The organism is Kutzneria sp. CA-103260, assembly GCF_018263855.1.
Classification (GTDB): domain Bacteria; phylum Actinomycetota; class Actinomycetes; order Mycobacteriales; family Pseudonocardiaceae; genus Kutzneria.
In genome coordinates, this window is record NZ_CP073318.1 from 10,126,949 (window position 1) to 10,138,839 (window position 11,891).

General features: G+C 71.0%; 7 protein-coding genes. 3 read left to right on the forward strand and 4 right to left on the reverse strand.

Features of this window, described 5'->3' with window-relative positions:
* Window positions 1-119: 119 nt before the first annotated feature.
* Both JJ691_RS45430 and JJ691_RS45435 read right to left on the reverse strand, forming a co-directional pair.
* Window positions 120-1,106, reverse strand: a complete 987-nt coding sequence (locus tag JJ691_RS45430; protein WP_211765582.1) for an ABC transporter permease — start codon at window positions 1,104-1,106, stop codon at window positions 120-122.
* Window positions 1,103-1,735, reverse strand: a complete 633-nt coding sequence (locus tag JJ691_RS45435) for an ABC transporter ATP-binding protein (RefSeq protein ID WP_249227448.1) — start codon at window positions 1,733-1,735, stop codon at window positions 1,103-1,105. Before JJ691_RS45435 ends, JJ691_RS45430 begins: the two co-directional genes overlap by 4 nt.
* 205 nt (window positions 1,736-1,940) lie before the next feature.
* Between JJ691_RS45435 and JJ691_RS45440 the strand changes: the two genes are divergently transcribed.
* A complete protein-coding gene (locus JJ691_RS45440) occupies window positions 1,941-8,102 on the forward strand; it encodes a type I polyketide synthase (RefSeq protein ID WP_211765583.1) in 6,162 nt (2,053 codons plus the stop codon).
* 115 nt (window positions 8,103-8,217) lie between these two features.
* On the opposite strand, the gene JJ691_RS45445 is transcribed toward JJ691_RS45440, so the two are convergent.
* Entirely contained in the window at window positions 8,218-9,333 is a 1,116-nt protein-coding gene (locus JJ691_RS45445) for an SDR family oxidoreductase (RefSeq protein WP_211765584.1), read from the reverse strand.
* A gap of 285 nt (window positions 9,334-9,618) precedes the next feature.
* On the opposite strand from JJ691_RS45445, the gene JJ691_RS45450 reads away from it, so the two are divergent.
* Complete coding sequence (locus tag JJ691_RS45450) at window positions 9,619-10,179, forward strand: hypothetical protein (RefSeq protein ID WP_211765585.1); 561 nt, start codon at window positions 9,619-9,621, stop codon at window positions 10,177-10,179.
* A gap of 112 nt (window positions 10,180-10,291) precedes the next feature.
* Here JJ691_RS45450 and JJ691_RS45455 read toward each other — a convergent pair whose 3' ends face one another.
* Entirely contained in the window at window positions 10,292-11,425 is a 1,134-nt protein-coding gene (locus JJ691_RS45455) for a hypothetical protein (RefSeq protein WP_211765586.1), read from the reverse strand.
* 69 nt (window positions 11,426-11,494) lie between these two features.
* Between JJ691_RS45455 and JJ691_RS45460 the strand changes: the two genes are divergently transcribed.
* Window positions 11,495-11,863 carry a DUF5313 family protein gene (locus JJ691_RS45460; protein WP_211765587.1) on the forward strand — a complete coding sequence of 123 codons (369 nt, stop codon included), beginning with the start codon at window positions 11,495-11,497 and terminating at the stop codon, window positions 11,861-11,863.
* Window positions 11,864-11,891 lie beyond the last annotated feature (28 nt).

The following is an 11,891-nucleotide window of genomic DNA, read 5'->3' on the forward strand; positions in this document are numbered from 1 at the left end:
CGAAATCCGGCCAGGGAAGGCACCGGGTTCGAGCGACCTCGCTCCCGCGCGGAACGCGCGGCAAAAACACGGGCGGGCGGCTCCTCGCTTCCCTGGTGCGAGGAGACGCCCGCCCGAGCTCAGCCCCGCTTGATGCTCAGCGGGTAGACGTTCTGGTCGGCCCGGTCGGCGGCCTGCTCCGCGGACAGCGCCGCCAGCACGGCCAGCCCCTGGTACAGCGGCATGTGATCGGTGGCCACGCAGGACTCCCCGCACACCCGCACCGTGACGTGCACGGCCTCGCCGGGCGCGGCCGGCCGGGGGATCGGCACCGAGGCGACCATGTCCGCGGTCACCGCACGACCCGATCGGGTGTAGACCCGGGTCCGCACGTGGAAGGCCACCAGGCCGACCAGTGCGCAGGACGCCCACCACGTCGGCACCGCGGCCATCTGGTCCCACGGCACCGACCTGGTGAACCCGGCGCCGACGCCGGCCTGCATCGAGCCGTACATCGGCAGGAAGCGCACCAGGTCGTTGTCCGAGCCGGCGTTGACCACCGGCGACTCCAGGCCGACGTCGATCAGGCTGATCATGATGATGGCGAACATGCCCTCCAGCTCGCCGCGCAGCACCGTGCCCAGCACGATGCCGATGCCGCCGTAGGTCAGCGCCGAGGTGAACATGGCCAGCCCGAACAGCCACAGCTGCTCGGGCCGCCAGTAGAAGCACACCACCGCCGTGGTGTAGACGCCGACGATCACCGAGCTGGCGAACAGCGCCGTCACCTTGGCCGCCAGCAGGTGCGGGCGGGGATATCCGGCCGCGACCAGCCGCCGGTCGAACGGCCCCGACCGGTGGGTCACGCTGAACATGAGGAACCCTACGATCAGGGTGGCCGCGTTCAGCCCGCCGGAGACGAAGGTCAGATGCTGCCCGTTGAGCAGCAGCTGCTCGCCGGTGCCGCGGTAGCGGAAGGGCAGCGGCCGGTCCGGCATCATGAACCGGATCAGCGTGATCCAGACCGGGATAAACACGCCGACCATCACGATCGCCAGCCGGTTGCGGGCGTGCTCGATCAGCTCGAACCCGGTCGCCGTGCGGTAGAACCTGCGGCCGATGCTCATCGAGCGTGCGCCTCCACTGGCATCGGTGTGACGACCCCGTTGGCCAGCCGGTACCCGGTGTCCAGGCGGTCGATGTCGTGGCTGAGGTGGGAGATCACCAGCAGCGACCGGCCGGCGTCGCGCAGCTGCCCGGCCAGCTCCCAGAAGTGCAGGTAGGTCTCCCAGTCGAAGCCCTGGTACGGCTCGTCCAGCAGCACCACCGACGGGTCGTGCATCAGCGCGATGACCAGGTTCAGCTTCTGCCGGGTGCCCCCGGACAGGGCCCTGACCCGGCTGGCCCGGTACTGGGTGAAGTTCAGCCGCTCCACCAGCTCGTGGGCCCGGTGCAGGTCGTCGAGCTGGTAAGCCCGCTGGAAGTAGCGCAGGTGCTGGGCGACGGTCAGCGAGTCGTTCAGCACGGTTCGTTGCGGGCAGTAACCGAGCCTACCTCGCGGTATGACCCATCCGTGGTCCGGTTTCAGTTCGCCGGCCAGAATTCGGAGCAGAGTGGTCTTGCCGGCGCCGTTTTCACCGACGATTCCGGCCAGCTCGCCACGCTCCAGGGTGAAGTCCACGCGGTCGAGCACCTGCCGGCGACCGAACGCCTTGCGCACGTCGGCCACATACAGCGTGGAGTTCTGTGTTCCCACGACGCCCACTGTCCGTCCGGGACCGGTTTCCCGCAAGTTGACCTGCGCTGACCGGCCCCCTGTCGGGTGATCTTGGCAAGTTGCGGTTGTTGCGCGCGCAACCTCGGCTCATGCTCGGCTGAACGGACAACGCATGGCCGTCCGAATTGGATTCGCTTTATTCGCCACGGCCGGTCGTGCCAATTCCTGGTAGGGAGTGACCGGCGTGGTGGAGCTCGCGCGTGAACCGATTGCCGTCATCGGCATGTCCTGTAGGTACCCGGGTGGGATCGATTCACCGGAGCGTTTCTGGCAACTGCTCGTGCAGGGCCGCGACGTCATCCGCGAGGGCCCGCACGGCCGCTGGGACGTGGACGCCTTCTACGACCCGGACGTGGACGTGCCCGGCCGGTGCACCTCCCGCTGGGCCGGCTACTTCGACGACATCACCGGCTTCGACGCCTCGTTCTTCGGCATCTCGCCGCGTGAGGCGACGACGATGGACCCGCAGCACCGGCTGATGATCGAGCTGGCCTGGGAGGCGCTGGAGCGGGCCGGGCTGCCGCCACGGGAGCTGGCCGGCAGCCGCACCGGCGTGTTCGCCGGCATGTGCCACTCCGAGTACATCGGCCGGCTGGCCGGCCGGTACGAGGACATCGACGCGTACATGATGACCGGCAACGGCCACTCCACCGCGGTCGGCCGGATCTCCTACCTGCTCGGGCTGAACGGCCCCAGCGTCGCGGTGGACACCGCCTGCTCGTCCTCGCTGGTGGCGCTGCACCTGGCCTGCCAGAGCCTGGCCGCCGACGAGTCCGACCTGGCGCTGGCCTCCGGCATCAACCTGATGATCAATCCGGAGACGCCGATCAGCTACTCGAAGTGGGGCATGCTGTCGCCGACCGGCCGCTGCCACCCGTTCGACGCCGGGGCCGACGGCTTCGTCCGCGGCGAGGGCGCGGGCATGGTCGTGCTCAAGCGGCTGGTCGACGCCGAGGCCGACGGCGACGAGGTGCTGGCGGTGATCCGCGCGACCGCCGTCAACCAGGACGGCCGCTCGCAGGGCCTGACCGCGCCGTCCGCCGACGCGCAGCGGGCGTTGTTCTTCGAGGCCGTGGAGAAGTCCGGAGTGGACCCGGGGCTGCTGGGCCTGATCGAGACCCACGGTGCCGGCACGCCGGTCGGCGACCCGATCGAGTTCGACTCGATGCGCACGGTCTACGGCGCCGGCCGGGACCGCTGCGCGCTCGGCGGCGTGAAGTCCAACCTCGGTCACACCGAGGCCGCCGCCGGCGTCTCCGGTCTGATCAAGACCGTGCTCAGCCTGCGGCACGGTGTGGTCCCGCCGACGCTGAACTTCACCGGCTGGAACCCGCAGATCCACCCCGAGGACACCAGGTTCTTCGTGCCGACCGAGGTCACGCCGTGGCCGGTGTCGGACGCGCCCCGGATGGCCGCCGTCTCCTCCTTCGGCGTCGGCGGCACGAACTCGCACGTGATCGTCGAGCAGGCTCCCGCCCATATTTCCTCGATGCGAACATCGGGGCGAACACCGGAGACCGGCCGCCCGACGATGGTCCCGCTGTCCGCCACTTCGTTCGAGGTGCTGGGCACCGCCGCCAGCCGGCTGGCGGAATGGTTGCGCGACAGTGTCGATTCCTCTGGGTACGTTGCGCTCGCCGACGTCGCACACACGCACGCCGTCCGCCGCTCGCACAACCTGGCCCGGCTCGCCGTGACGGCCCGGTCAGTCGACGAGTTGGCCACCTGCCTGGAGGGCTTCGCCGACGGCGAGCCGCAGCCGCAGGTCACCTGCACCACCGCCAGGACCGCCGCCGCCAAGGGCAGCGTCTGGGTGTTCTCCGGCCAGGGCTCGCAGTGGCACGGCATGGGCCGCCGGCTGCTGGCCGAGGAGCCCGAGTTCGCCGCGGCCATCGCCGAGATCGAGCCGCTGGTGCTGGCCGAGGCCGGCTTCTCGGTGACCGACGTGATGTGCGCGCCGGAGATGTCGGCCGAGATCGACAAGATCCAGCCCACCCTGTTCGCGATGCAGGTCGGCCTGGCAAGGATGTGGCGGTCCGTCGGCGTCGAGCCGGCCGCCGTGATCGGGCACTCGATGGGGGAGACCGCCGCCGCGGTCGTGGCCGGCGGGCTGTCGCTGGCCGACGGCGTGCTGGTGATCTGCCGCCGGTCGGCGCTGATGAAGCGGGCCTCCGGCCTGGGCACCATGGCGTCGGTCGACCTGCCGGCCGAGGACCTGGACCTGGCCGGCACTTCCGTCACCGTCGCCGTGCAGTCCTCGCCACGGTCCACTGTGGTCTCCGGCGACACCGCCGAGGTGGAGCGGCTGGTCTCGGTGTGGCAGGAGCAGGGGCAGATGGCCCGGCTGGTGGCCGTGGACATCGCCGCCCACTCCACCCACATGGACCCGCTGCTGGACGAGATCCGGACCGAGCTGGCCGGCCTGAAGCCGTTGCCGCCCAACGTTCCCGTGTACTCGACGGTGCTGGAGGACGCCCGGGCCGAGTTCCGGTTCGACGCCGAGTACTGGGCCGCGAACCTGCGCAACCAGGTGCGGTTCGCCAACGCCGTGCAGGCCGCCGGCGAGGACGGCTACGGCGTGTTCGTGGAGGTGTCGCCGCACCCCGTCACGACCTACCCGATGAGTGAGACGCTGCCGGAAGCCGTTGTGCTGCCGAGCATCAAGCGTGACTGCTCGTCGGACTTCTTCGGCATCCAGCTCGGCGCCCTGTACTGCGCCGGCACCCCGATCGACTGGTCCCGGGCCTACGGGCAGGGCCGGCTGGTCGACGTGCCGACACTGACCTGGGACCGCAAGCGGCACTGGATCGACCTGCCGCTGCCGCATCCGGACCAGCAGGTTGCCGGCGGCGCGGACACCCATCCGCTGCTGGGTGTGCACGTCAAGCTGCCCGAGGGCGACGGCCGCCACGTGTGGCAGGCCGATCTGGGCACGGCCGTGCTGCCGTGGCTGGCCGATCACGCCGTGGACGACGCGATCGTGTTGCCGGGCGCGGGTTTCAGCGAGATGGTGCTGGCCGCCGGCTCCGAGTACTTCGGCGTGCCGGCTGAGCTGGTGGACGTCTCGGACCTGCGGTTCGACCGGCTGCTGCCGCTGGGCGAGCACGTCGAAGTGTCCACCGTGCTCACTTCGCTCGCGCCGGACCGGGCCTCGGTGGCCGTGCTGACCAGCACCGAGGACGGCCTGAACTGGGTCACCCACGCCAGCGGCGAGGTCCGGCGGATCGAGTCGCGGACGCCGATGGCCCCGACCGTGCTGCCGGAACTCGTTGCCGCGCACACGGTTGTCGAGGACCTGCCCGAGTTCTACGCCGGCCTGCGGGCCGACGGCTACTTCCACGGGCCCGCCTTCGCCGGCCTGACCGAGCTGCGCGTCGAGGACGTGGACGGCGGCACCGTGCTGGGCAAGGTCAAGGTGCCGGCCGCCGCTCGGGCCAGCGCCCGGGGTTTCCGGTTCCACCCGGTGCTTTTCGACACCTGCCTGCAAGCGCTGGGGGCCGCGCGGATCAAGGGCCGCCCGGCCGGTGCGCCCCGGCTGCTACCGGCCGACGTGGCATCGCTGCGGGTGTTCGGCGATCCGGCTCGCGGCGTGTGGTGCGAGGGGCAGGCCGTGCTCGACGAGAGCGACGGCTCCTCGGCCCTGGGCTGGATCCGTCTGCTGGACGCCGATGGCACGGTTCTTGTTGAGGCGCAAGACATCCGACTCGTGTCGCCGGAGCGGGAGCTCGGGCCGCGTCGGCTGGACCCGCTGTTCCACGAGATCACCTGGCAGTCCGCGCCGCTGCCGGAGGCCGCCGCGCCTGAGGGGAACTGGCGGATCATCGGCGACGGACCGCTGGCCTCGGACCTGGCCGCGCTGGTGCCGTCCGACGGACCGGTCACCGGAGTTGTCGTGCTGCCGTCGAATGCCGACGGTATGGACCAGGTCGTCGACCTGATCGACGTGATCCGCGAGGCCGGCGACGCGCGGCTGTGGGTCGTCACGCAGGGCGGACAGGCGGTGACCACCGACGAGGACATCAACCTCGCGCAGGCGGCCCTGCGCGGCATCGGCCGCGTCGCCGGCTACGAGCACGCCGAGCTCCGCCTCACCCTCGTCGACCTCGATCCGTCCGCCGACGATTCGGCTTCCGTGCTGGCGCGGGAACTTCTCGCCGACGCGCCCGAGGACGAGGTCGCCTGGCGCGGTGGGGAGCGCCTCGCGGCCCGGCTGGTGAAGGCCCCGCTGCACGACGGCACCTGGCAGTTCCGGCCACGTCGTACCGTCCACTATGGATGCGATGGCTTCGCGCTCGACCTGGCCCGGCCGGGGAATCTCGACACCATGGGCCTTGTCGTGCGGCCACGGCGGGAGCCGGCGGCCGGCGAGGTGGAGATCCAGGTCCTGGCCGGCGCGCTGAACTTCCGTGACGTGCTGCTGGCCATGGGTCTCTACCCGACGTCGGACGGCTCACAGCCGCCGCTCGGCGGCGACTGCGCCGGCATCGTCAGCCGGGTCGGTCCCGGCGTGACTGGATTGCAGCCCGGCGACCGGGTGTTCACGCTGGCCAACGGCTCGTTCGCGACCTACGTGACCACGCCGGCCGACCTGGTCGCCGCGATCCCCGTGGGCATGACCGCGGCCGAGGCCGCCGTGGTGCCGGCCGTGTACCTGACGGCCTGGTACTCACTGGTGCACCTGGCCCGGCTCAACCCCGGCGAGCGGGTGCTGATCCACTCCGCCACCGGCGGCCTCGGCCTGGCCGCCATCGCCATCGCTCGCAGCCGCGGCGCGGAGATCCTGGCCACCGCCGGCAGCTCGGAGAAACGCGCCTACCTGAGGGAACTCGGCATCGAGCACGTGATGGACTCGCGGTCGCTCGACTTCGTGCCGCAGACCATGGCCGCCACCGACGGCCGCGGCGTCGACGTCGTGCTGAACTCCCTGGCCGGGCCGGCCCTGCGCGCCGGCCTGGACGTGCTGTCCGTGGGCGGCCGGTTCATCGAGCTCGGCAAGCGGGACATCTACGCCGACACCAAGCTCGGCATGTCCCCGTTCAAGCGCAACATCACCGTCAGCAGCGTCGACCTGGACCTGGTGCTGCGCACCAAGCCCGACCTGGCCCGCACGCTGTTGGGCGAGGTGGCCGAGGAGCTCACCGCCGGCCGGCTGGACGCGTTGCCGCGCATGGAGTTCCCGTTGGACCAGGCCGCCGACGCGTTCCGGCTGATGGCTGCGGCCAAGCACGTCGGCAAACTCGTGCTGACCGTGCCGGAGACCGGGTCGGCGGTGGCTGTGGTGCCCGAAGGCATCGTGCCCATCGCTCATTCCGACGGTGCCTACGTGATCACCGGTGGTCTCGGCGGGCTGGGCCTGGAGATGGCCAAGTGGCTCGGCGGCCTGGGCGCCGGCCGGCTCGTGCTGAACGGCCGGTCCACTCCTTCCGTGCACACCGAGGAGGTCATCGCCGGGCTCCGCGCCGCTGGCACCCAGGTCGAGGTGGTCCGCGGTGACGTGTCCACGGGCGACACGGCTTCGCGTCTCGTCGAGGCCTGCGGTCCGTTCCGACTGAGGGGCATCCTGCACGCCGCCGCCGTGCTCGACGACGGCATGGTGCTCAACCTCGACCGCTCCCGGGTGGAGCAGGTCTGGCGGCCCAAGGTCGACGGCGCCTGGCACCTGCACGAGGCGTCGGCCGGTCATGACCTGGACTGGTTCGTGCTGTTCTCCTCTGGCGCCTCCATGTTCGGCAACCCCGGGCAGGCCAACTACGCCGCCGCCAACGCCTGGCTGGACGCGTTCGCCCAGTGGCGGCACCACCGTGGGCTGCCGGCGCTGTCGGTGAACTGGGGCGCCTGGGGCGAGGCCGGCCGGGCCACCGGCTTCAAGGATCGTGGATTCAGCACTTTGTCGACAAAGGACGGTGTCGACGCGCTGACCACCCTGCTCGACCACGAACGCGTGCGCACCGGCGTCTTCGCCTTCGAGGCCGACCAGTGGTTCGGCATGCTGCCCTCGGCCATGGAGTCGTCGTTCTTCGCCGCCATGCCCCGGTCGGCCCAGGGCGACACCCCCGCCTCCGGCGGCAAGGTGCGCGCCGAGCTGGCCGCCCTGCCGGAGGAGGACCGCCGCAAGTTCATGATCGGCTACCTGGCCGACCAGATCCGAGTCATCCTCGGACTCAGCTCGGCCAGCGTCGAGGCCGACGTGCCGCTGACCAACCTCGGCTTCGACTCCCTGACGGCACTGCAACTCCGCAACCAGCTGGAGGCCGACCTGGCCCTGAAGATCCCGGCCACCGCCGTCTGGACCCACCCCACCCCCGCCGCCCTCGGCGACCACCTCCTCGACCAACTCGCCCTCTAACCACCCCCTTGAAACCACATGTGGACCACATTCGACTCCAGAAGTCGAATGTGGTCCACATGTGGCAAAAATTTGGGTGGGTGCGCGGGCGGGTGGGCCCGGGGAGGCGGGGGTGCTAGGCGGTGAGGGTGTAGCGCTCGCTGCCGAAGGTGCGCATGAGGTAGTCGCGGTCCACCGGCGGGGTGAAGTCGCCGGTCAGGCCCAGGTGGCGCAGGCCCAGGTCGTCGAACCGCCGCCGGTAGGACATGAACGGCATGAACGTGCCCATCGTCTGGTAGACCATCGACTCCCACGGCGCCGGCTGCTGCGGGGCGCTCGGCACGAACCGCCAGGTGATCGGCAGGACGTCCTCGAACAGCTCCTCGAAGACGTCGGCGATCAGGGAAACCTGGACGTCCCGGGGATGCACGATGTGATAGGTGTCCACTCGGGACACCGGCGGCCGGTCGGCGACCTCCACCATCAGCCGCGCCGCCTCCTCCACCGGCAGCATGTTGATCAGCGCGTGCGGGTCGCCGGGGATGCGCACGACCAGCCGCTCCCGGCTCTCGCCGGTCATCGCCAGGGTGTTGACCAGCTTGCGGGTCAGCTGCATGCCGGTCAGCAGCGGGTGGGTGGGCAGGTGCGGGTGCGGCCGCTGGTCGGTGACCAGCACCGAGGGGCGGTGCACGACCGCGGGCCGGCCGGTGCGGGCCGACCACTCCCGGACCGCGACCTCGGCCTGGAACTTGGACTCCTCGTAGCGGGTGGTGAAGCCGTACGAGTCGTCCAGGTCGGCCTCGTAGATCCGGCCGACCGGCTTGCGGCCGGCCACCCCGATGCTGCTCACGTGGTGCAGCATCGGCCGGCGGGCGCCCGCCTCGGCCAGCTCGATGATCCGCCGCGTGCCGACCGTGTTGGTCAGGTGCAGCCGCTGCGGGTCGGAGTTGAGGTCGATGGACGCCGCGCAGTGCCAGATCTCGTCCAGCTCGTCGGCCAGCGCCCGGAACCGCTGCTGGGTCAGGCCCAGCATCGGCCGCTCCAGCTCCACCACCACCGTGCGCAGGCGGGCGGCGATCGCGGCGATCGCCTCCTCCGGGCGGCCGCTGGCGCGCAGGTAGCGCACGATCCGCTCGCGGGCCGGAATGCCGCCGGGACGACTCAGCAGGATCACCGAGTCGTGCCGTTCCGCGAGGATCTCCAGCAACCGGGTGCCCAGCAGCCCGGTCGCGCCGGTAATGGCGATCGGCATGGTCGAGCGCTCCTTACTCACGAGGCCCCCTCTGCGGAATATAGATCCGGTCGCCGACCGCCACTCGTGATCTCGCTCGTATTGGTGAATCACCGCCGCTCAGCGGGCCCTACCGGGCGAAACGTGCTTACTGTGTTCGCAGGGCCCGGTGCTGACGCATCACCCGGATACGGTCGGATCCGGCTGCACGTTTTTCGTGTTCAACCAGCCGCGGGTGGAATTGGCGCGTGCCGAATTCCCCTCGTGTTCTCCTGGTTGGAGGGAAAGCAGGAGAGGACGTCATTCATGCTCAGGAAACTGCTGGTCGTCGTGCCGGCACTGGCGATGGTCGCCGCCACCGTAGGCACAGCCTCCGCGGCCCCCGTGTCCCGGTCCGCGCCGCCGGCGCCTCGCGCCGCGTGCACCGCCGACACCCCCGAAGTCAAGGCGTTGACCACGTCGATGTCGAACTTCATGGCCGCCATCGCCGCCACGCCGCCGGACACCGCCAAGGTGCAGGGCATCGTCGGTGACATGATCAATGAGCTGGTCGCGCTGCAGAAGGCCGGCTGCCTCCAGCTGCCCGCCGCGCCGGCCCGGATCCAGGATCCGCAGGCCTGCCTCAACGATCTGCAGGGCATGGGCGCGGCGCTGTTCGGCCTGCTCGCCGCCGTGCTCAAGACGCCGCCGGACCCGGCCGGCATCACCGCCGCGACGACCGCGATCGGCACCGCGATCACCAAGTTCAACACCGACAACTGCCTGCCGATCAAGCTGCCCGTGCCCGGTGGCCTGCCAACCCCGCCCGGTGGTCTGCCCGCCCCGCCCGGTGGCGTGCCGGCACCGCCGACCATCCCCGGCACCTGAGCAGCGCGCTCACCGTCAGCGGCCCACCTGGCTCCGGTCAGGTGGGCCGCTTTTTTCAGCTACCTGAGTGGCTCACTTGGCTCCTGAGGTCAAGTGGGCCACTCACATGCGTTCAGGAGATGTCGAGGCGGGCGCGGATGCGGGCGACCCGGGGCCACCAGGGCGCGATGCGCTCGGCCTCGACCAGGGTCAGCCGGGCGGTGGCGTTGTCGCCGGCGGCCATGTGGGCCCGGGCCAGCGTGGCCAGGTCGTCGGCCCGGCCCAGGGCGTCGTTACCCAGCTCGATGGCCGTGTTGGCCAGGGTGATCGCCACGGACACGTTGCCGCGCAACACTTCCACCAGCGCCTTGGCCCCGTTCAGCTTGTACGAGGGGTAGGCCAGCTGCTCGGCGTCGGTGATGGCCCGCTCGGCCCAGCCCAGGCCCAGCTCCGGCTCCAGCTGCTCCGCCTCCACCGCCGCCGCGGCCAGTCCGGCCAGCCCGGCGGAGATCAGCGCGAAGTCCCGCTCCGGCAGTCCCGGCTCGGTGAGCATGCCCAGCACCAGCTGCAACGCTTCGGCGTAGCGGCCGTGCGCCTCCAGCACGATCACCCGGGCCATGGTCGACGACTGGCCGTCCGGCTGGATCTCGGCCAGCGCGTCGCACGCCGCCTGCGCCGCCGGCAGGTCGCCGGCCTGCACCGCCCTGGTCACCGCCGCGACCAGTGGCGCCGCGTCGATCTCGGCCGCCTCCCGGGGATCCAGCCGCAGATAGTGCAGCAGCACCCAGCCCGTCGAGGTCACGGCCGTGTCCCGGCGCGGCAGCAGCACGTAGATCACCGCCGCCGTGCAGCCGACCGCCGCGCCCAGCCAGAACGGGCCCGACTCGACCACGATCAGCGTGGCCGTCACGGCCAGGCCGAAGATCGTCGACACCAGGTAGGTGCCCCACACCCGGGGCCGCACCGGGGCCCGGCCCGGGCCGATCGTCACCGACAGCATGATCGGCACCGCCCGTAGTGTGATCGTCCGACCGGGGGACGACCAGTCGCGTAGCCGAGGCCCCACGCCGATCACAACGCGAGGCATCCTCGGTCGCAGGGCCAGGCCGCCGGCCAGTACCCCCAGCTGCATCGCCGCCAGCCCGATCAGGGCACCCACCAGCAGGCCCGGCAGCGCCACCAGGACCGGCGCCGGGGCGCGCTCCAGCGCGGCGACGACGATCAGCGCGGCGATGGCCAGCACCGTCCAGGGGCGTACACGGGGCACGAAACCTACAGACGCTACCCCCTACCGGGCGGTTCCGGCCGACCGGTCGAACGCGCCTAAAGTTCACCCATGGCCGTCAAGCGTCCCAACCCCGCACTGTGGCTGTGGTACTCCCTCGGCGGACGTCTGCCGCAGGGCTACCGCGAGTGGGTGCTCAAGGACGTGATCAGCAAGACCTGGCTGGTCCGCCACCTGTTGCGCACCTTCCTACGGCTGCTCATCCCGCTGGCGATCCTGTTCGCGGTGCTGTCCCAGTTCGGCGGGCCGCTCTACATCATCCTGATGGCGCTGGCCCTAGGCCTGATCGTCGGCCTGTACTACTCGCTCAGCTACGCCTCCGAGGCCAACGACGCCAAGCTCCGCAAGTACGGCTACCCGCCGGCCTACGGCAGCACCATCCGGGACAACCGCTTCTCCGAGGAAGACCGTCCGCAGTAGGGACAGCTGTCCGCTGCTCGGCCACGAC